The organism is Acetobacter lovaniensis (assembly GCF_014207635.1).
Taxonomy (GTDB): domain Bacteria; phylum Pseudomonadota; class Alphaproteobacteria; order Acetobacterales; family Acetobacteraceae; genus Acetobacter; species Acetobacter lovaniensis.
Genome location: NZ_JACHIE010000004.1, coordinates 157703 through 178960, shown reverse-complemented (window position 1 = coordinate 178960; position 21258 = coordinate 157703). Strand labels below are relative to the sequence as shown.

Annotated in this window: 18 protein-coding genes; 11 read left to right on the top strand and 7 right to left on the bottom strand. The window is 58.1% G+C overall.

The genetic code is table 11. The annotated features are described in order from the left end of the window. Positions 1-190: 190 nt before the first annotated feature. The 4 genes from HNR55_RS16900 to HNR55_RS06685 form a co-directional block, all read right to left on the bottom strand. Positions 191-313 (bottom strand): hypothetical protein, encoded by a 123-nt coding sequence (locus tag HNR55_RS16900; protein ID WP_260400868.1) that lies wholly within the window; start codon positions 311-313, stop codon positions 191-193. Positions 314-524: 211 nt separating this feature from the next. Next, on the bottom strand, positions 525-1943 hold the full coding sequence (locus HNR55_RS06695; RefSeq protein ID WP_166113912.1) for a c-type cytochrome: 1419 nt from the start codon (positions 1941-1943) through the stop codon (positions 525-527). A 48-nt stretch (positions 1944-1991) separates the two neighbouring features. Further along, positions 1992-4223 (bottom strand): PQQ-dependent dehydrogenase, methanol/ethanol family, encoded by a 2232-nt coding sequence (locus HNR55_RS06690; RefSeq protein WP_166113914.1) that lies wholly within the window; start codon positions 4221-4223, stop codon positions 1992-1994. 208 nt (positions 4224-4431) lie between these two features. Continuing rightward, positions 4432-4746 carry a hypothetical protein gene (locus tag HNR55_RS06685; protein ID WP_166113917.1) on the bottom strand — a complete coding sequence of 105 codons (315 nt, stop codon included), beginning with the start codon at positions 4744-4746 and terminating at the stop codon, positions 4432-4434. A gap of 410 nt (positions 4747-5156) precedes the next feature. Between HNR55_RS06685 and HNR55_RS06680 the strand changes: the two genes are divergently transcribed. The 5 genes from HNR55_RS06680 to cyoD all read left to right on the top strand — a co-directional run bounded on the left by HNR55_RS06680 (position 5157) and on the right by cyoD (position 10384). Beyond that, entirely contained in the window at positions 5157-5930 is a 774-nt protein-coding gene (locus HNR55_RS06680) for a Bax inhibitor-1/YccA family protein (RefSeq protein ID WP_166113920.1), read from the top strand. Between the two features lie 593 nt (positions 5931-6523). Further along, on the top strand, positions 6524-7450 hold the full coding sequence (gene cyoA / locus HNR55_RS06675; RefSeq protein WP_166113923.1) for a ubiquinol oxidase subunit II: 927 nt from the start codon (positions 6524-6526) through the stop codon (positions 7448-7450). Between the two features lie 5 nt (positions 7451-7455). Next, positions 7456-9447 (top strand): cytochrome o ubiquinol oxidase subunit I, encoded by a 1992-nt coding sequence (cyoB, locus tag HNR55_RS06670; protein WP_166113926.1) that lies wholly within the window; start codon positions 7456-7458, stop codon positions 9445-9447. Then, positions 9447-10052, top strand: a complete 606-nt coding sequence (gene cyoC / locus HNR55_RS06665) for a cytochrome o ubiquinol oxidase subunit III (RefSeq protein ID WP_166113929.1) — start codon at positions 9447-9449, stop codon at positions 10050-10052. Before cyoB ends, cyoC begins: the two co-directional genes overlap by 1 nt. Further along, positions 10052-10384 carry a cytochrome o ubiquinol oxidase subunit IV gene (gene cyoD / locus HNR55_RS06660; RefSeq protein WP_086645069.1) on the top strand — a complete coding sequence of 111 codons (333 nt, stop codon included), beginning with the start codon at positions 10052-10054 and terminating at the stop codon, positions 10382-10384. The genes cyoC and cyoD overlap by 1 nt, the downstream gene beginning before the upstream one ends. A gap of 230 nt (positions 10385-10614) precedes the next feature. Here cyoD and fdxA read toward each other — a convergent pair whose 3' ends face one another. Both fdxA and HNR55_RS06650 read right to left on the bottom strand, forming a co-directional pair. Further along, positions 10615-10947 carry a ferredoxin FdxA gene (fdxA, locus tag HNR55_RS06655; RefSeq protein WP_086645070.1) on the bottom strand — a complete coding sequence of 111 codons (333 nt, stop codon included), beginning with the start codon at positions 10945-10947 and terminating at the stop codon, positions 10615-10617. 165 nt (positions 10948-11112) lie between these two features. After that, positions 11113-13698, bottom strand: a complete 2586-nt coding sequence (locus HNR55_RS06650; protein ID WP_166114281.1) for a helicase-related protein — start codon at positions 13696-13698, stop codon at positions 11113-11115. A gap of 112 nt (positions 13699-13810) precedes the next feature. Between HNR55_RS06650 and HNR55_RS06645 the strand changes: the two genes are divergently transcribed. The 3 genes from HNR55_RS06645 (at position 13811) to HNR55_RS06635 (ending at position 16462) form a co-directional block, all read left to right on the top strand. After that, the gene (locus HNR55_RS06645) at positions 13811-15238 is read left to right on the top strand and encodes a leucyl aminopeptidase family protein (RefSeq protein WP_166113932.1); all 1428 of its coding nucleotides are present in this window, start codon (positions 13811-13813) and stop codon (positions 15236-15238) included. 169 nt (positions 15239-15407) lie between these two features. After that, positions 15408-15821 carry a MarR family transcriptional regulator gene (locus HNR55_RS06640; RefSeq protein WP_166113935.1) on the top strand — a complete coding sequence of 138 codons (414 nt, stop codon included), beginning with the start codon at positions 15408-15410 and terminating at the stop codon, positions 15819-15821. 197 nt (positions 15822-16018) lie between these two features. Beyond that, positions 16019-16462: a hypothetical protein gene (locus tag HNR55_RS06635; protein ID WP_166113938.1), complete on the top strand. Its 444-nt coding sequence runs from the start codon at positions 16019-16021 to the stop codon at positions 16460-16462. Positions 16463-16484: 22 nt separating this feature from the next. Here HNR55_RS06635 and HNR55_RS06630 read toward each other — a convergent pair whose 3' ends face one another. After that, entirely contained in the window at positions 16485-17510 is a 1026-nt protein-coding gene (locus tag HNR55_RS06630; protein WP_166113941.1) for an MraY family glycosyltransferase, read from the bottom strand. 66 nt (positions 17511-17576) lie between these two features. Between HNR55_RS06630 and HNR55_RS06625 the strand changes: the two genes are divergently transcribed. The 3 genes from HNR55_RS06625 to HNR55_RS06615 are packed head-to-tail and all read left to right on the top strand — an operon-like array spanning position 17577 to position 21205. Then, on the top strand, positions 17577-19595 hold the full coding sequence (locus HNR55_RS06625; RefSeq protein WP_166113944.1) for a polysaccharide biosynthesis protein: 2019 nt from the start codon (positions 17577-17579) through the stop codon (positions 19593-19595). Next, positions 19592-20728 (top strand): DegT/DnrJ/EryC1/StrS family aminotransferase, encoded by a 1137-nt coding sequence (locus HNR55_RS06620; RefSeq protein ID WP_166113947.1) that lies wholly within the window; start codon positions 19592-19594, stop codon positions 20726-20728. Before HNR55_RS06625 ends, HNR55_RS06620 begins: the two co-directional genes overlap by 4 nt. A gap of 12 nt (positions 20729-20740) precedes the next feature. Further along, on the top strand, positions 20741-21205 hold the full coding sequence (locus HNR55_RS06615) for a hypothetical protein (RefSeq protein WP_166113950.1): 465 nt from the start codon (positions 20741-20743) through the stop codon (positions 21203-21205). The last annotated feature ends 53 nt before the right edge of the window (positions 21206-21258 follow it).

Here is a 21258-nt window from a genome sequence, read left to right as displayed (position 1 = left end):
ATGCAGCATATATCTCAGGCAGGGTGGTCGTGAACCTCCCCCATTCTCTTGCCCTTTGCTCCAGAGTGTTTGTGTTGGCTTTAGCCCGTCCGTTTGGATGTCTGGCAAACAGGGGTGCGTGTAGTCCTGCTGGATGCATGTGATGCTGTAAGGAGCAGCAAGGCAGTCTGTTTCATCGTGGTTGTTTGCATTAAGTGCTGGACAGAACCACGAGATATGCCAGTGCCAGTGCCAGTGCCAGTGCCAGTGCCAGTGCCAGTGCCAGTGCCAGTGCCAGTGCCAGTGCCAGTGCCAGTGCCAGTGCCAGTGCCAACCCTGCGTTTTACTCTGTATATCTGACGACAGACCTGCAAGGGTATGAGAGCAAAGAGCCAAGCCGTTCTGCCGCATGTCGTGGCAGGTGGCTTAAGGGCAGTTTGGTAATGTTGGCTTCAAGTCATAAAAAAACACCGCAGCGTTACCACTGCGGTGTTTTTTGTAATCAAGCCCATCTGGTGAGGGGCAGATGTAAGGTCGGTCAGACCTTACTGTTCTGTGTCCACCCCGGTATGGGTCTGCGGAGCAAAGGTCCAGCCAGAGCCGTAAGGCTGCGGCATGAACAGGCCCCAGGTTGCCGTGGCGGACGTGGGGTCAGCCCAGCCGGTGGTCGGGATCGGAGCATGGTCCAGACGGAGTTTCTGAACGTCAGCAGCCGTCACGTTAGCCGGAGCCTTGTTGCCCCAGGCAGAACGGACAAAGTTGACCACATCAGCCATCTGCTGGTCGGACAGAACGCTCTTGTAGTCCGGCATGGCAACGGCGGAAGGTGCCCAGTTGGTGGGCGGCAGAACACCACCAGCCATAACAATATGCGCAACGGAGGTCGGGTCATCCCCAACAACAACCGGGTTGCCAGCCAGAGGCGGGAACATCCGGGCGACACCACCACCATCGTTACGATGGCAGGCAGCGCACTGCTCAACATAAACCCGTGCGCCCGGGTTGTTGGCTGTGTTGCCAGAATCCAGTGCCTGCGCTGTGGACGGATCGTACGTGTAATCCCCCCGCGACGGCGGAACCGGTGGCAGGGCTTTCAGGTATTTCGCAATGGCGTGCAGGTCGGAATCCGTGAAGTACTGGGTGCTCCAGCCAACCACGTCGGCCATGCCGCCAAAGACTGCAGCGTGGTCGGTACGACCGGATTTGAGGAACTGGAAGATGTCCTCTTCAGACCAGCGACCCAGACCTACAACCGGGTCGTTGCGCAGTGTGGGCGCAATCCAGTTGTCGATCGGAGCGCCACCACCCAGGAAGTCCGGGCCACCGGAGGCATCCAGAGCCTTTTCCTGCATGGCGAAGCCACGTGGCGTATGGCACATGCCGCAATGCCCTGCACCTGTTACCAGATACTCGCCGCGGGCGATGTCCGCATCCGTACCCGGAGCAGGTGTAAAGTCCTTGGGCGCGGGCGCAAACATGGAGCGCCAGATGGCCAGCGGCCAGCGCATGGACAGGGGCCAGCTGATGCCGACCTCACGGTTCTTCTGGGCAACAGGTTCCACACCGTGCATGAAGTAGGCGTAGAGCGACTTCACATCGTCCTGCGTCATGCGGGAGAAGGCCGGGTACGGCATGGCCGGATAAAGCGTGCTGCCATCCTTGCGGATGCCATGGCGCACGGCTTCATCAAAGTCCTTCAACGTGTAGGTGCCAATCCCGTAGGTGGGGTCTGGCGTGATGTTGGTCGAATAGATCATGCCGACGGGGGTTTTGATCGCCAGCCCACCTGCAAATTTCTGACCATTCAGTGCTGTGTGGCAAGCCACACAGTCACCAAGACGGGCGACATATTCGCCCTTTTTGATCAGGTCTTCATCCGCTCCCTGCGCGTGTGCCAGGGAGGTTCCTGCCAGAAGCCCGACAGTGACCGCTCCAAGAGCGGCTTTGAGTCTGTTCATCATCATTTTTACCACTGTATCGCTTGTGTACCGAATGACGTCATGACTGCCGCTTTATTGGGGCGTAATGCCCACGACAGGGGTCTGAGGAACTCCCTGAGCGTTCTTACGGGCATCCACTTCGCGCTGATAGCTGTCGTTCGCCCTCTTGATGAGGTACTGACGAATGGATTCAATTTCTTCAGGCTTCATGCTCGTGTCAAAACGGTCCATGCCGTAAGCGGTCAGCGCACCACGGCCTACAACGTTGTAGAACGCATCGTCGTGGCGGATGGCACCGGACCAGCGCAGGTCTGGGAGCACGCCCGAACCTTCGCCGTTGTCGCCGTGGCAGGTCTGGCAGTAGGTCTGATACTGGAAGTAGCCCTTGGCAGCTTCCTTGGTGTCATATTCCGCAGGGGGTTTGACGGGCAGGAAGCCCAGTTCGTTCATGGCAGGCAGCTGGGCTTTGCCATCGAGCGAGAATACGGCCACGTAAGAGTGGTTGACGGTCCAGCCCGACGTACGGCCCATGGCGCCCATGGAGATCGGGTAGATGCCGCCCCAGCCCACTTCAACCGCAACATACTGCTTGCCGTTTACGCTGTAGGTCACAGGCGGAGCAATAATGCCGCTCTGCGCGTCAAACTTGTAAAGGTCGGCGCCGTTGGTTGCGTCGTAGGCGTGGAACTCACCGTTGGCCAGGCCCTGGAACAGCAGGTCGCCGCCCGTTGCCAGAACACCACCGTTCCATGGGCCCTTGTGGTCGATCTTCCACACGGTTTCCATTTTCACAGGATCCCATGCGAGCAGTTCGCCCTTGAGGTCTTTCAGGTAAGCGGAGCGGGCTTCAGGCGAGTCCGGCAGGCCGGTCTTGGTCATGTCCAGACCAAGGTTCCAGGAATCCGGGTGGGGTTTGAAGCCACCTGCCTGATTCTGGTAACCAAACGGAATCTGGTGTGCAGGCAGGTAGATCAGGTGGGTCTTGGGGCTGTACGCCATGGCCATGAAGTTATGGGCACCTAGCGGGCCGGGAATACCGTACCAGAAGTTGCCATTCAGGGTCCACAGGCCTTCGGGCTTGAAGATCGGGCGACCGGTCAGCGGGTCCAGACCACTGGCCCAGTTTTCGTACACGTAGTTCTTGCCAGCCAGGAATTCACCCGTCTTGGCGTCCAGCATGTAGAAGAAGCCGTTCTTGGGAGCCTGCATCACAACGTGGCGCATTTCACCATTGATCGGCACATCAAGGGTCATGACCTGCTGGACAGAGGTGTAATCCCACTGGTCCATGGGTGTAGCCTGGAAGTGCCAGACATATTCGCCCGTTTCGGGCTTGACCGCCACAATGCTGCCCAGGAACAGGTTGCTGCCGACCCCTTCGGAGCGGTATTTGTAGTTCCAGGGGGAGCCGTTGCCGACAGCCAGATAGACCAGATCGGACACGGGGTCATACACAATGGAGTCCCATACGGTACCACCACCGCCCTGACGGACCCATGCCCCGTTGGGGCCCCATGTCCGGTAGGCTTTGGTCATCAGAACGTTATCCGACGCAGCGTGGTCGGGTTCGTTCTTGTTGTTCGGAACCGTGTAGAAGCGCCATTTCAGCTTGCCGGTTTCCGCATCAAAAGCGGAGACAAAGCCACGCGCACCAAATTCCGCGCCACCGTTGCCGATGAGCACAAGGCCCTTGGCAATACGCACAGCGCCGTCAACCGTATAGGAGCGCTGTTTGCCCAGAGAGGCATCGGCAGGAATGGTGTTGATTTCCCACACTTTTTTGCCGGTTTTGGCGTCCAGCGCAATCAGGCGGCCATCAAACGTGCCAAAATAGACCTTGCCGTTCCAGTAGCCCGCGCCACGGTTAACCGTGTCACAGCAGCCCTTGTCAGCAATGTTGCCGGGCACCTTGGGGTCATATTCCCACAGCAGCTTGCCGGTTGCCGCATCAAGGGCCTTCATTTTGGACCAGTTGGTCGTGGCATACATAATGCCGTCCACAATCAGAGGCGTGCCTTCCTGACCGCGGTTGCTGTCCAGGTTGAAGTACCAGGCCAGCTTCAGGTTCCCGACATTGGAGCGGTTGATCTGATCCAGCGGGCTGTAGCGCTGTTCAGAATAGGTGCGTCCATAGGACAACCAGTTTTCGGGGTGCTCATCGGTATGGATGATGGCTTGTCCCGTGTCACTCTGACTGTCGGCACGGGCAGGAGCTGCTGCGTAAGGTAGAGCAGCGGCACAGATTGTTCCAGCCGCGAGAATTCCTAGCAGCGAACGTCTCTTGGCGGAGGCGGGGCGGGTCATGCGTTCATGTCCTCGACTGTGTATCAAGATGAGGAAAAATAGAGCCGGAAATCCGGTTTCTCACACATCAGCCAAGGCGGGCGCTGTATGTCAATCACGCCGAGAGAATAGCTGCATCCCCACGTATTCGTTCTTTGTAGAGATCAGGGGCACGAAAGATCGGTTCCGGTCTATGCCGGGGCAGGAACGGAACTCTGGAAAAACCATGTTATAACAAACTGGCGGGGGATGAGAACTCCTCTGCAAACTGGTATTCCGCCATCACTTCCCAAAAGGGGTTTTCACGGTTTTTCCCAGTCTTGAACACGGTGAATTCGTAAACTTCTTCTATTTGGGCAAAGAGATGGCGGTGGGTTGCAAGCCATAAACTGCACACATCGGGGTCCACATCGGTTATGTCTGCCAGAGCGATGCCCGAGGGGATGAGAGAGCGCGTTGAGGGGACGCCAGCCAGCCGCGCCTGGTTTCTGATTTTCACGGAAAGGTGATCTATAACAGAGGCTTCTACCGTGGCTTCCAGCATGATTCGGTTCTGTTTCAGACTCACATCAAAACCCGTATGCCGGAGTGTTACCGGGGCAGGCAGGTGGAGTGTGTACAGGGTCTGGTCCAACTCCTCCCAGACCTGCGGCGGCATGCGTCCAAAGGCCACAAGGGGCAGATAGAGCAGTGGTAGGGGCTTCCAGTCCCGGGATGGAAAAAAGTTTTGAAAACCGTGGAGGAAAAGACGCATCTCCATTGGGAGCGAAAGACCGGCAATAAGGTGCATATTCGGGCCTTGCGACTGGCAGCGGGAAGGGGCGGGCCACGAACCGGACAGATCGTCGACAGGCCCGATGACTATATGATGTGCCATACCCTTGACGGAAAGGCAGGGCAGCCACAAGTATAAAGCAAAGCCAGCTTGTCTGGGTTTAAGGAGTGTAGAAAACCATGTCGTTTAGTCGCGACTACCGTTCCCCCGCATCAGCGTCAGGCTGGAACGATCAGGCCAGTCTGGACGCTGGACTGCGCAGCTACATGCTGCGTGTTTATAACTGGATGGCATCTGGCCTTCTGCTGACCGGGATTGTGGCATACGTCATTGCCAATACCGGCCCGAGCAGCCTGTTTTTTCAGGTCTTCCAGACTGCCGCGGGTCCATTGCCGCGCCCCACTCTGCTGGGTGATCTGGCCATGCTGTCTCCGCTGGCATTTGTGCTGGTCATGTCGTTCGGGATCAACCGTCTGTCTCTTCAGGGGGCGCAGGCGCTGTTCTGGGCGTTCTGTGCCGCCATGGGCGCCAGTCTGGCCAGTGTGTTCGTGATCTATACCGGGACCTCCATTGTCCGTGTGTTTCTGGTAACGGCCTGCATGTTCGGTGCGACTTCCCTCTGGGGGTATGTCACCAAAGCGAACCTGATGCAGTTCGGATCGTTCCTGATGATGGGGCTGTTCGGTCTGATGATCGCCGGTCTGGTCAACCTCTTCCTCAAAAGCCCGACTGTATATTACCTCTACAGCATTGCGGGCGTGCTTATCTTCACGGCGTTCAGCGCTTTTGACGCCCAGCGGATTCGGGTGACCTACCCGCAGTTTGCCGCGTATGAAGGCCCGGAAATGACCGCCAAGCGCAGCGTTTATGACGCGCTGAGCCTGTACCTGAACTTCATCAACCTTTTCCAGTTCCTGTTGCAGTTCATGGGTGTCCGCAATTCCAGCGACTGACGTGCCAAGGCAGCGTTTTCGCTCCTGCCAGTAAGGAAAGCCCGGCCAGTCATGGCCGGGTTTTTTTGTATGGGCAGTTATGCTTGGTTCGAATGATGGCATGAAAATCAAGAATGGGTGCAAAAATGGTCCTGATTTCAATTCTTTAAGTTGTAACAGGGATGTGAGATTTTGTGTGCTCTCTAACAACATGAAATCTCAGACTAAATTTTGCCATTATTGAATTTTTTGAATTATTTTGAAACACTACGTGATGTGCCATTTGGACCATGCAGTCGCCTCAAAAGTAGGCAGAAGCCATGCTCACAGCGGCTAACTGATTGTGACGAAAGGCAGATGGAACTTTTCCGACGTTTGAGAATCCCCGCGTAAGGAATAAAGTAGGCACGATGCGTTTCCGTTGAGCATGGGGGCTGCGCCGTAAGCAACATATTCGGGGTATTCATCTTGGATAATCAGAATGTGCGGCTGGTGCGGAACAGAAAGGGCTCTTCATGCCGGGACGCGGTTTTTCTTGCTGTTATCAGGCTTCTGTGGCAGCAGGACAAAAGTCTTTGTGAGGCTAAGTTGATGTCAGAACCAAGAGGCGTGCGATGAAAAACAAGTTACTGGCGAGAATGGCGCGATTGGGCGGCCTATCGTCAGCGTTGCTGCTTGCCGGGTGCGAACTAGACGTTCTGGACCCGAAAGGCCCGGTGGGAGAGGGGGTTAAATCTCTTATTACCACCTCTGTGATCGCAATGCTGATCGTAGTGGTTCCGACCATTATTCTGACACTCTGGTTTGCCTGGCAGTACCGCCAGTCCAACACGAGTGCCGAATATCTGCCGAAATGGAGCCATTCCAACAAGATTGAAGTGGTGATCTGGGGCGTTCCGTCCCTGATTATTCTGTTTCTGGCAGTGATCACCTACCAGACCTGTCATTCTCTGGACCCCTACAAGCCGCTTGAGGCAGAAGCCAATACCAAGCCGCTGCACGTTCAGGTTGTGGCACAGGATTGGAAATGGCTGTTCATTTACCCTGAACAGGGAATTGCCGTGGTTAATCAGATGGCTATGCCGGTCAACACGCCTGTTGATTTCGACATCACTTCTGATTCCGTGATGAACTCGTTCTTCATTCCGCGTCTTGGTTCCATGATTTATGCAATGGCAGGCATGCAGACCCAGCTTCATCTGCTGGCAAGCGAGCCGGGCGATTACATGGGTGAATCCGCCAACTACAGTGGGCGTGGTTTCTCGGACATGCGCTTCCATGCCCTGGCAATGAGCAATGATGAGTTCAATGCCTGGGTTGAAAAAGTGCGTGGTTCTTCCGAACAGCTGGATAGCCAGACCTATCCTAAACTGGCTGCACCGAGCGAAGCGAACCCCGTCGAATATTTCGCGCATGTTGAACCCGGCATGTTCAACACGATCGTTGCCAAATACAACAACGGCATGGTCATGGACAAAAGCACTGGCAAAATGATTCAGGTGCAGCAGTCCGCGATGTCCGACATGAATATGAAGGAATAGGATCTATGCTAGGGAGACTATCGCTTTCGGCCATCCCGTTGGATGTGCCGATCCTAGTAGGTACGTTCATCGGCGTTCTCATTGTCGGTGTCGCGGTACTGGGACTGATTACCTATTACGGCAAGTGGGGCTACCTCTGGAAAGAGTGGTTTACTACTGTCGATCACAAGCGTCTGGCTGTCATGTACATTGTACTGGCGCTGGTTGCTCTGGCCCGCGGTTTTGCGGACGCCATCATGATGCGTACCCAGCTTGCGCTGGCCTATGCGGGTAACCCCGGTTATCTGCCCCCGCATCACTATGACCAGATCTTCTCCGCTCACGGGACGATCATGATCTTCTTCCTGGCCATGGCGTTCATGACCGGTCTGTTCAACTTCATTGTGCCGCTGCAGATTGGCGCACGTGACGTGGCTTACCCGTTCCTGAACAACCTGAGCTTCTGGATGACGGCTGTTGCGTTCATGCTGGTGAACGTGTCCCTGTTCATTGGTGAGTTCTCGCAGTGCGGCTGGCTGGCTTATCCCCCGCTGTCCGAAATGCAGTTCAGCCCTGGCGTGGGTGTTGACTACTATATCTGGGCAATCCAGATCTCTGGTGTTGGCACGCTGCTGACCGGTGTGAACTTCTTTGTCACCATTGTTAAGATGCGCGCTCCAGGCATGACCTGGCTGAAGATGCCCGTGTTCACGTGGACGGCTTTCTGCTCTTCCATCCTGATCATGGCAACCTTCCCCGTGCTGACGGTTGCTGTCGCCCTGCTGGGTCTGGACCGTTACTTCGGTATGCACTTCTTCACCAATGATGGTGGCGGCAACCAGATGCTGTACCTGAACCTGATCTGGGCTTGGGGCCATCCGGAAGTTTACATTCTTGTTCTGCCTGCCTTTGGTGTGTTCTCCGAAGTTGTGCCTGCCTTCTCCGGCAAGCCGCTCTTCGGTTACAAGACCATGGTCTATGCAACCTGCTCCATCATGGTGCTGTCCTTCCTTGTGTGGGTGCATCACTTCTTCACCATGGGCGCTGGTCCGGACGTGAATGCCTTCTTCGGCATCGCAACCATGATCATCTCCATCCCGACCGGTGTTAAGCTCTTCAACTGGCTGTTCACCATGTATAAGGGGCGCATCCAGTACCATGCCTGCATGTATTGGGCTGTTGGCTTCATGGTGGTGTTCACCATCGGTGGTATGACCGGTGTTATGATGGCCATCCCCGGTTCCGACTTTGTGCTGCACAACAGTCTGTTCCTGATTGCTCACTTCCATAACGTGATTATTGGTGGTGTGTATTTCGGTTACGTCTGCGGCATGAACTTCTGGGCTCCGAAGGTTCTTGGCTTCAAAATGAACGAAGCCTGGGGCATCCGCGCCTTCTGGTTCTGGCTCGTTGGCTTCTTCTTTGCCTTTATGCCGCTGTATGTCCTCGGCTTCGAAGGCATGACCCGCCGTATGAACCACTATGACAACCCGGCCTGGCATCCCTGGATGCTGATCGCTGAAGTTGGTGCAGTGCTCATCCTGTTCGGTGTTGTTTGCCAGCTGATGCAGATTTTTGTCTCCATCCGCGACTGCAACAAGCCTGAAAACCGTGACTTCACGGGCGATCCCTGGAACGGCCGTACGCTGGAATGGTCCACCTCTTCTCCTCCGCCGGTGTATAACTACGCCATTGTCCCGCATGTCAGCTCGCTTGACGCTTATATGCACGACAAGGAAAACGGCATTGATACCCGTCAGGCTGGTGCTCAGTACGAAGCAATCCATATGCCGAAAAACACGGCAGCTGGTATTTCGGCTGGTGCTTTTGCCCTGATCTTCGGTTTCGCCGCCGTGTGGTACATCTGGTGGCTGGCAGCCATTGGCCTTGTGGGCGTGATCGCAACGATCATTGCACGCAGCGCTAACAAGGATATTGACTACTATATCCCTGCCGAAGAGGTTGCCCGGATCGAGAACGAGCACACCCGTAAACTGATGGCACAGGCAGCAGAATAATGGCACAGAACACAACTGTTCCGACCGCAGGCCACGACGAACATCACCACGAAAGTACGGTGGTGTTCGGGTTCTGGGTCTATCTGATGACGGACTGCATTATCTTTGGCTCCCTGTTTGCCACGTTTGCAGTCCTGCGTAACCAGTTCAACGGTGGGCCAACCCCGCACGAACTGTTCGAGTTTGGTGGGCTTGGGCTGGAAACAGCCCTCCTGCTTCTCTCCTCCATTACTTATGGGTTTGGCATGATCGCCGCCCATAAGACCCAGATCAACTCGGTTATCATGTGGCTTGGCGTCACATTCCTGCTGGGTCTTGGGTTCGTTGGTCTGGAAGTGCGTGAATTCGCGCATCTGATCGCGGATGGTGCTGGCCCCGATCGCAGTGCATTCCTGTCTGCGTTCTTTACGCTGGTTTCCACCCACGGTCTGCACGTGACGTGTGGTCTGATCTGGATTGTTACCCTGATGGTTCAGCTGATGGGGACAACTGAAATTCCGGAACGCATGATGAACAAGCTCACCTGCCTGAGCCTGTTCTGGCACTTTCTGGATATCGTCTGGATCTGTGTTTTCACCTATGTCTATCTGGCGAGCATGATCTGATGAGCAATCCGAACACATCCTCCTCGGGCGAGAGCCACGGTAGCGTATCTTCGTACCTTATCGGCTTTGTTCTTGCTGTTATCCTGACGGTTCTGTCGTTTGGTGTGGTCATGAGCCACAGCCTTGCGCCAACCGGCACGCTGGCGGTGCTTTCTGTTCTGGCACTTGTTCAGGTTCTGGTGCACCTGCACTACTTCCTGCACATGGGTGGTGGTTCTGAAGCACGTTGGAACAACATTGCGTTTGTTTTCACCGTTGCTTTCGTGTCCATCCTTATTGTCGGCACGGTCTTTGTCATGGCGAACACGTCCATGAACATGATGTCTCGCTGATATCATGTCGCTTCGCTGCTCTGGCTTGGGTCAGGGCGGCGGTCAGCAATAAAAAACCCCGGGGCTCAGGCTCCGGGGTTTTTTATTGGGCCTGTTGCCGGGTAATGCTGGGGGGCAGCGTATTGCATCGCCTGCTGCCCTTTATGGAGGCTGTACTGCGCCCAATAAAAAAGGCACCGGAAAAACCGGTGCCTTTTTTATTGGTAAAACCCCTTAAGTCAGGTGGGGTTTCAGTCCTTGTGCGGTTCGGGGGAAAGAAGGTCAGCCTTGTTGGGCTTGTCTTTCCATTCCTGCGCATCGGCCGGTGGGGTGCCCTTGCGTGTAATGTTGGGCCACTGGCTGGCATATTTTGTGTTGATTTCCGCCCACGCTGCTGACCGGTCGTCGCTGTCGGGGAAAATGGCTTCGGCTGGGCATTCAGGTTCGCACACGCCGCAGTCAATGCATTCGTCCGGGTTGATAACCAGAAAATTTTCACCGGCGTAGAAGCAGTCAACGGGGCAGACTTCCACACAGTCCATGAATTTGCAGCGGATGCAGTTTTCAGTGACCACGTAGGTCATTGCCATCTCCGAAATTATCTGGCGGTCGAGTGGGGCTCGCCGCGTGGGGTCAGATGGCCAACCTGCCGGTCGTGCCACCAAGGATGGCGCAGATATGATGGGCTTTTTGCACTCTGGCAACCCGCATGGATGAAAGGGGGCACTTCAATACCCGCAGGGCTGCTCCTACATTTGGCTCCGTAATGTGCGCAGAATGGCAAAAGGACTGTTATTTTGGGCAGTTTGTAGATGTGCGCCGTGTTTTGGACGGCTGGAGTGCTGTTTTCTTTTTTCTGCGTGGCGTGCTGGTAAAACCATAAAAGGTGCCGGTGGCCCCGCATAACGCGGCGGTAAGGGGGCGGGGGGTTGCAGGCGGATTCCTAACCCTTTGAGCACATGGGGCAGGTCTTTTTTGCTGATCCCCAGGCGGGATGCCAGAGAGAGCGGTAAAGGTTTGGGGGTGCGGGCGCACAAAACCTGCATATCCTGCATGAGGCTGGCGGCAATATCGAGTCGAACAAGCGTGTTGTGGCTGAGCAGCCAGCCAAGGCTGGCCAGTAGTGCCTGTGCAGAGGGCGCTAGTGGTGCGCTCAGATGCACGGAAACCGCACCACCGGGCAAAGGCTGCGTTATGGACTGACCCGTGTGGATACGCAGCAGCAGGCTGCGGAGCGCCATGGCATGGGGCTTGAGCAATGGCGAGCAGAAAGCCAGCGTGCCATGGAGCCGAATGGCCTGCCGCCGGAGCAGCAGCGCTTCCGCCGGGGGAAGAACAGGCGGCACGGGCAGGGTGGCAACGCCGCCATTTTCGGTAACAGCATGCACGATGCCGCGGAGCAGGGGGTGGTCTGCCACAGCCTGCTCCGCACGGAAGAGCGGGCCAAGGGTGTGGGCAAGGACCGAGGCCATAAATTGTGTCAGCCGCTCGCGTATTCTGGCTTTATGGGTGGATTCCAGAAACTCCGCATCATCAATATGGATCACCGGGTGCAGGACCGAAGGGCCTTTGCGTAAATGGGCGATCGGCTCCTCACGCCACAGGATGTGGCCTGTCTGGTTGTCCAGCGTGATCTCGCTCTCAGGGGCTTGCAGAAAGCGGGCAACAAGCCGGGGGATCTCGCTCCGGGCTGCGCGCCGTGCGGCTTTGAGAATAAGGGCCTGATCAGAGCGCGCGGCTTCGGGGTCGGGCATAAAGGCAAAGCCGCGCATATGCCCTACGTCATGCCCTTCCACGCGCACTTCCCCGGCCTTGTTAATGGCGCACAGCAGGGGGGCGCCATCGGTCTCTTCCAGCCTGCGGGCCAGACTGGCGGCGCGTTTGTCCACAAACCGGCTGGCCAGTCGCTCGTGCAGGACATCGGAGAGTGTGTCTTCGAGCATGCGGGTGTGGCACTGCCAGTGCTGGGCGTTTTCCACCCAGTCGGGGTGGGCTGCAACATAGGACCATGTGCGAATACCCATCAGGCGGTGCATCAGGTCCTCTATCTCGCCACCTGTATGCTCCAGACTGGCGAGCCGTCCTTTGAGCCAGCTGGAAGGCAACTGCCCATCCTTGGCCAGAATACTGAAGAGCTGGCCACACAGGCGGATATGGCTGTCCAGACCCAGTTTGCGAAAATCCGGTATCTGGCAGATTTCCCACAGCAGGCGGGTGTGTGCGGTGGTTGTGGCCAGTGTGCGCACGGCAGGGGTCTGCATGAGTGCGCTGAGTGTCTGCATGTCGGCCGCGGGTTCGGCAGGGCGCAGGTTGGGGTGTGGGGTCTTCTGGCACAGGCTGGCATACAGCGCCTGTGGGGAGGCAAAATCGAGCTTGCTGCTGCGCCACCACAAAAAGGGAAGTGGCTCAAACTTGTGGGTTTCCACCGCCTCGGCCATGGCCTCTGGCAGAGGGGGGCACTCCCCGGTGGTGCCAAATGTGCCATCGCGCGTGCCACGGCCTGCACGCCCGGCAATCTGGGCGATTTCCGCCGGTGCCAGCATGCGGTGGCGCTGCCCGTCAAATTTGGACAGGCCCGCAAAGGCAACATGGTCGATCGTCATGTTCAGCCCCATGCCAATGGCATCGGTGGCGACCAGATAATCCACCTCGCGGTTCTGGTACAGTGCGACCTGCGCATTGCGGGTGCGGGGGGAGAGCTGGCCCATGACCACCGCACACCCACCCCTTTTGCGCCGGATCAGCTCGGCAATGGCGTACACCTCGGCCATGGAAAAAGCGACAATGGCCGTGCGGGGCGGCAGGCGCGACAGGCGAGTGTGGCCCGTATGGCTCAGGCTGGACAGGCGCGGGCGGGTTTCAATGCTGATGTCGCGGATCAGGCTGCGCATGAGCGGGGCAATGGTGTCCGCCCCAAGGAACAGGGTTTCGCATCGGCCGCGGGCGTTGAGCAGGCGGTCGGTAAAAATATGGCCACGCTCGGGGTCGGCGCAAAGCTGGATTTCGTCCACCGCCACAAAGTCCACCGGGCGATGCATGGGCATGGCTTCAACCGTGCAGGAGAACCAGCGGGCCTGCGGAGGAATGATTTTTTCCTCCCCCGTCATCAGCGCAACCGAGCGAACCCCTTTAAGCCGCACCATGCGGTCATAGTTCTCGCGCGCTAACAGCCTGAGGGGAAAACCAATGACACCGGACGCGTGTGCCAGCATCCGCTCTAGCGCCAGATGTGTTTTGCCGGTGTTGGTCGGGCCCAGAATGGCACGGACCGGAGCCTGATCTGCGCACTGGGCCGCGTGCAGGGCAGGAGCCATCTGGCGGGGGGGAACCTTCATGCCGTGCATGGTCCGCTGCCCGCGCCTGAAAAGCAAGTCGGCAATGCGTGCCGCCTCCCCCGTTGCATGATGGAAAAGGGAGGCGCAGGGTGCAGGCAGAAGGAGGAATGCCATGCCTATTCGTGATCTGGACTGCCTGAGCGTTGCGCGCAGGCACAAGACTCTGTGCACCGTTTATGCCGTGCGGGCCTGTGAGCGAGAGACATGGGTGGCATTGGCAGGGGAGGCGGCAGTCAGCTTTGCCCAGAGCTGCGGCTTTGTCGCGCGGGCAGGCCAGCTTGTGCTGGTGCCCGGCCCCGAGGGCAAGGTGCAGGCGCTGTTTGGCCTGCCTGAAAAAAAGACCACACCGCGCGACCCGTTTATATTTGGCAAGCTGGCACAGGACCTGCCCGTAGGGGACTGGACCGTGCAGGCGCCAGATGATGTGGTGCGGGATGATGTTATTCTGGGCTTTTGTCTGGGCGCATATCGCTACAGCCTGAAAACCGAAGAACCGGGCGAGCAGCCCCGGCTTGTGGTGACGGCGGCCGAGCGCAAGGGGCTGGCGGCGCAGATGGCGCGCGCCATCTGTTTTGCGCGTGATCTGATCAATACCCCTGCCAACCTGCTGGGGCCATCCGAACTCGCACGGGAGGCCAAGACGGCGCTCCGCCCGCTTGGGGCTGAGGTAGAGGTGCTCAAGGGCACTGCGCTGGACGAGGCTTATCCGCTGCTGGCACATGTGGGTAATGGTTCGCAGCGCGGGCCCAGAGTGGTCGTGGCCCGCTGGCACGGTACACATGCTGGCAAAGATGCACCGCTGGTCTCCCTTGTTGGCAAGGGTGTGTGCTTTGATAGCGGGGGGTATGACATCAAACCCTCCAGCGGCATGCTGCGCATGAAAAAGGACATGGGCGGGGCGGCTACCGTGCTGGCGCTGGCTTATCTGGTTATGGCGCAGGATCTGCCCGTGCGGCTGGAACTGCGGCTGGGATGTGTGGAAAACAGCGTGTCCGGCCATGCCATGCGCCCGCTGGACGTTATTCGGAGCCGCTCGGGCCTGACGGTGGAAATTGGCAATACCGATGCCGAAGGGCGGCTGGTGCTGAGTGATCTGCTGTACGAGGCTGGTGAGAGCGCGCCAGACCTGCTGGTGGATGTGGCAACCCTTACAGGCGCTGCCCGCGTGGCGCTGGGGCCGGACCTGCCTGCCCTCTTCTGCAATAACGACGCCACGGCCATGCTGTTCGCGGAAGCAGCGGAATACGAGGCAGATCCCCTGTGGCGTCTGCCGCTCTGGCCGGGCTATGCAGGCTGGCTTAAAAGCGCGGTGGCGGACCTGAACAATATTGCTTCGCGTCCCATGGCAGGAGCGGTTACGGCGGCCCTGTTTTTGGAACATTTTGTACAACCAGACCAGTGCTGGGTGCATATCGACAGTTATGCATGGAATGATTCCAGCAGGCCCGGACGGCCAGAAGGTGGGGATACTCCGGGGATTCGTGCACTTTTTCGTGTTATCCGTTCTCTTTGTGGAACGAATCGGATGGAAAAGAGTTAGGGTCTTCACAGACCATTCTGGCGTAATATTTTTTGTGACAGCGCTTTAAAAAATCGTTTCGGTGTCTATATAAAGCGCATCAGATTCATTCCGGTTTGCATCTGGGCCGGAAAAACACCGCCGGGCGGGCCAAGGCTCTGGCCCCCGGCACAAAAGGAAGTTGAACGTCATGGCGCAGGCCGCAGAAAAGGCAGAGGATCTGGTCAAGACCCTGCGGGATACCATTGTTGCACTGGTGCGCGGAGAAGGGCCGGATCTGTCCGCCCGTCAGCTCGCCGTGTTCCTGACCTGCTATCTGGATGAGAGCGGGCATACGGTACGCGGTCTGGCGGCAAGCCTGAACGTGTCCAAGCCGGCCATTACCCGGGCACTCGACCGTTTGACCGAACTGGATCTGGCACGTCGCAAGGTGGACCCGCTGGACCGCCGCTCCGTGCTGGTGCAGCGTACCCCTAAGGGCGCTTCCTACCTGAAGGAAATTCGTTCCATCATGGGCACGACCGTGCAGGATGTGGCCCAGAATACCCAGCAGGAAGAAAAAGTGGCAACAGTGCGCCGCCTGCGCCGTGTTGCGGCTGCCTGATCAGCCAGCCTTCGCGCTTATATACGCACGGATAAAGGTTGTCGTGTTGCGGGCCTCGTACCCTTCCGGAAAGGGTGCGGGGCTGTAACCGGCAACCTTTTTGCATGGGGGGCGTTGTTATTCCTGACTTGTGTCGGATGTTTTCAACCTCAGGTTGCTAACAGTCTTCTGGACACGCCTGTAAAGGGAGCTGTTCCATGCGTTTTTCTTCTTTTGTCGCCGCTGCTGCTCTGGCTGTCTCTGTTGCGGGCGTGCCTGCCGCATACGCCGCTGATGCCATGGGCGCACCCACTGCCAAAATTACCCTGACCGCCAAATCGGCCGATATTGGGCTGGGCTATACGTGGGGTGAGGGTAAGCTGACCTATGGCGGCAAAACGCATGCCTTTTCCATTACCGGCGGAACTATTGCCGCTGTCGGTTTTTCCAAGATCGAAGGAACAGGCACGGTTTATAACCTGCACCGCCTGAAGGATTTTAGCGGCACCTATGTTGCCGCCCATGGCGAGGCCACGCTGGGTCAGGGTCTGGGCGGGGCTGTGCTGGAAAACAGGAATGGTGTCCGGATCAAGATCGAGACCATCTCGCAGGGGGCGCGGCTTGCCGGTTCCGCTCAGGGGCTGACGTTAACGCTCAAATAACTGCCTGCCGGGGGGGCTGGTCCTACCACGGGCCAATGGCGTGCTGGCGTGCGCGCAGTACACCCCAAAGGGTCCATGCCAGTTGGGGCAAAACAAGCAGGGCTGCGCCAGCCATGCCGCTCAAGAGCCCTGTTGTGGGGGCTACAAGGCAAGCTACGCCACCACCCCACAGGGTTAGCCCCCATTCCAGCAGGGAGACAACGGGCACCGCTACGGCGCTACGGTAGATAATCTGGTAAAGGTGCCCCCGGTGCGCCTGCACAAGTGTCTGCCGCATCCACAGGCGGCGGATAAGCGTGAACAGCACATCATAAACCAGTGGGAACAGCACGGCAGGGCCAAGTATTCCCCCGCGCGGCAGGGTGGTATGGCTGGCAATATACAGGCTGGCTATTCCCGCCAGCAGGCCACAGCCCTGACTGCCGACATCGCCCAGAAAAATCCGGGCATGGGGGAAGTTAAAGGGCAGAAAGCCCGCAAGGCAGGTGCTCAGCAGCAAGGCAGGCCATTGCAGTTCCGGCACGCCAAAAAACGGGGCAGCAAGGCCCACGCACAGGGCGGCGCAGGCCAGACACCCCGCAATAAGCCCGTTTAACCCGTCCATGAAGTTGACGGCGTTGCTGATAAAAACCAGCCACAGAACAGACAGGGCCGCACCCGCCAGCGGCGTTGGCCCGGCCAGACGCACACCGCCCGCGACAACCAGGCAGGCGGCTATCGTCTGTGCCGCAAACTTAAGGCCGGGGTGCCACTGGTACAGGTCATCCAGCCACGAGACACCGCACAGAAGCAGCAGAGCCCCTGCGGCCATGAGGCATGGAAAAGAGAAAACGGGCTGGCCTGTTACCCCCTGCAGAACAGGAAAAAACAGTCCGAATGCCACCATAACCCCGATTCCTCCCCCTTTGGGTGTGGGGGTAACATGGGCGCTACGATGGTCGGGGTGGTCCATGACCGCCAGCCTGATCATGCACCGCACAAGGATCGCACACAGCAGGGTAGCGCAGGGCAGGCATGAAAAAGCCAGAACGGTGGGAAAAAAAGACATGAAAGAGAGGGTTGTCCGGTTAGGCTGCTTCTAGGATGTCGGGCGCTGGGCTATAAGCGCACGATCATGGTATCGCAACGTTCTCAGCTCCAGCATCATTATGCAAGATTTTGGCCGCTGAACAGGATTGTCCTGAATATCCTGCTCGATGGTGCGCTGGCAGCGTTGGCGGCACTGTTCGCCTGCTGGCTGGCGGCTCCTTATGGGGTGCAACTGCATCCATTGTGGTTTGCCCTTGCGGGGGGTACCTCACTGGTAGTGGGGGGGCTTCCTTTCAGGCTGCCGCAGCAGTACTGGCGTTTTTCAGGTATGCCGGACCTGCTGGGGCTTGCTGGAGCATCATTCAGCAGCGCCCTGCTGCTTTCCGTCGGGGGAGTGTGGGCGGGGCTGCCTCTGCCCAGTGTTGCATTCCCCTTTATTTACGCGCTGGTGCTGCTGGTTCTGCTCGGCGGGATACGGGTGTTCCATCGTCTGGCGCACAGGGCAGGCGGGCTACGGACCGACGGGCAGAGCGTTCTGCTGGTTGGCTCGGATACGGCGGCGGATCTGTTTATTCAGGTGGCGGAACGCGGCAGGCACATGAATGTCCGCATTGCTGGGCTGGTGGGGCTGGACCGGTCACAAACGGGCCACCGGATTCGTAACGTGCCAATTCTGGGGCAGCTGGATGAGCTTGCCCATGTTCTGGAGCAGATGAACAAGGTGGGGCACCTGCCAGAAGCTCTGGTGGTGCTGGACCCCGACTGCAGGGGTCGTGCGTTAAGCCAGATACTGGATATGGCGGCAGAATACGGTCTGGCCGTGCTGAGACCGCCAGCCATGCTGGGCATGACCCCGGCGGAGCAGGTGCGTTTGCAGCCGATGCAGCCTCAGGACCTGCTGAACCGCCCGCAGGTTCCGTTGGATCAGGCTGGGCTGGACCGCCTGATCAACCAGCGTTCGGTTCTGGTCACGGGGGTCGGGGGGACCATTGGCTCCGAACTGGCGCGCCAGATTGCCCGTCATGCTCCTGCCTGCCTTGTTCTGCTGGATCATGGTGAGTTCGCACTGTGGCAGATTGATGTGGAACTGGCGGAGTGTGCGCCGGACATTACGCGCAAGGTGGTTGTGGCCGATGTGCGGGACGAGGAGCGGATTAACGCCATTATGGCCCAGTACAAGCCTGATCTGGTGTTTCATGCGGCAGCGCTCAAGCATGTTCCGATTGTGGAGGCCAATCCGGAAGAAGGTGTTCTGACCAACCTGCACGGCACACGCGTCGTGGCCGATGCCGCCGCCCGGCATGGGGCGGCTGCCATGATCGTTATTTCCACCGACAAGGCGGTTAACCCTTTTAATCTGATGGGCGCTACCAAGCGCGCGGCGGAAATGTACTGTCAGGCGCTGGATGTGCAGGCCCGCTCTTCGGGGCGGCCGGAGGCCATGCGCTGCATTACGGTGCGGTTTGGCAATGTGCTGGGGTCTACCGGCTCTGTGGTTCCCCTTTTCCAGCGTCAGTTGGAGCGGGGCGGCCCGCTAACCGTAACCCACCCCGAAATGCGGCGTTACTTCATGACCGTGCCTGAAGCTGTGGGGCTTGTTCTGCAGGCATGTGTGCGGGGCATGTCCTGTGCAACCGGGACGGAGATGGAGAGCCTGCTCCGTCAGGGCGGTATTTTTGTGCTGGATATGGGGGAGCCTGTTAAAATTGTGGATCTGGCCCGGCAGATGATCTGTCTGGCGGGCCTGAAACCGGATGAGGACATCGCCATTCATTTCACCGGTCTGCGTGCAGGGGAAAAACTGTACGAGGAACTGTTCCATGGGCGTGAGACCTTGGTGCCGACCGATGCTCCCGGCTTGCTCATGGCAACACCGCGTGTCGTGGAGATGGATGAGGTACGCGCAGCCGTGGACCAGATTACCGGCTATGCCCGGTGCGGTGATGTCCCCGCGACCTTGCAGGCTCTGCGCATGCTGGTGCCCGAGTTCGACCATAATCCTAACGGAGATGTGCGGGCGCTGGCTCCGGCTGGTGCAAATCCCTCGGGTGCTGTACAAGACAGGCAGATAAAGGCCGACGGCACGGAGCAGATGGCACCATGAGCAGTTCAGACAATAGGCCCATTGCGTTTCTTGACCTCGTTGCCCAGCAGAAACGGCTGGGACCAGTGCTGCGCCAGCGTCTGGACGCTGTGCTGGCCCATTGCCGTTTTGTCATGGGACCGGAAGTTGCCGAGCTGGAAGGCCGTCTGGCAGCATGGGCGGGTGCGCGGGAGTGCGTGGGTGTGTCGTCCGGCACGGATGCGCTCCAGATTGTCATGATGGCCGAAGGCATTGGCCGGGGAGATGCGGTCTTTCTGCCCGCCTTTACCTATACCGCCACGGCGGAGGTGCCTCTGCTGCTGGGGGCAACGCCCGTTTTTGTGGATGTGGACCCCAGAACATTCCAGATTGATCCTGCGCATCTGCAAAGCCGGATTCAGGCCGTGCGGGCGGCGGGCAAGCTGCGGCCGCGCGCCATTGTGGGCGTGGACCTGTTTGGCCAGCCTGCTCCATGGCCGGAACTTCGGGCCATTGCCGCGGCGGAAGAGCTGTTCCTTATGGCGGATTGCGCCCAGTCCTTTGGGGCGGAACTGGCGGGCAAACCGCTGGGGTGCGAGGCCACGGCAACCACCCTGTCCTTTTTCCCGTCCAAACCACTGGGGGGGTATGGAGATGGTGGAGCCATTCTGACGGATGACCCCGAGCGGGCTGCCCTGTACCGTTCCCTACGTACCCATGGCGAAGGAGCAAGCCGGTACGAGGTCCTGCGCACGGGCATGAATGGTCGGCTTGATACGTTGCAGGCGGCAGTTCTGCTAGCCAAGCTGGAGAGCTTTAAAGATGAGCTGGACCGGCGTGATGCTATTGCCCAACAGTATGATGCAGGGCTTGCCGGATGTGTGCAGGTGCCGGTACGTGTGGCCGATAGTCGCAGTGCATGGGCCATTTACGCCATATTGCTGGCAGATACGGCCGAGCGGAGCGCTCTGCAGGCCCGCTTGACGGATAATGGGGTGCCTTCGGCCATTTATTACCCTTTGCCATTGCATAAACAGCCTGCCTATCGTGACCACCATGATGGTACGGCCCTTCCTGTTTCCGAAGACCTGGCGCAGCGTATTCTGGCCCTGCCCATTCACCCGGAACTGACAAACCAAGACGTAGCGCGCGTGATCGCCGCAGTCAGAGGTTAAGAAAGATATATCATGCGGAAAGAAACAGCATTTATTATTGGTTTTCTGGTTTTGACGGTTAGTACATCGGTTGCAATCTGGACCTTTGCCCTTCCTAACTTCAAGCCTGTTTCGTTTCCGCAGGTAGTCAGTGGCGTTATTGATGTGGGGCCAATGCACCACCAGCGTCCGCTGGATAAGGATGAAGTGGCGGATCTGAATAAATGGCTTTCCGGGCATAAGTCCGGTTGGGGGCCGTTGAGCCGTACCCCACCGTCCTCGGGGGATTCGCATCTGTTGCTCAAGGATGCTCAGGGCAAGGATGTTCTGACCCTTACATTGTGGACCGGGATTAGTGCAGCCGATTGGAACGCCACGGTTTTTGTGGAATCGCCCGATGGGTCATGGGTACGTACGGAAACATTTTCCAACAAGGAATTTGCCCCGCTGCGCATGATGGTTGACCGTTATCCGTTCAAGCATTCCAGCTTTCCATAAGGCGCTGCGAGCTGGTGGTGGTGTTAGGGCATTAACCTGCTTTAAAAAGTATC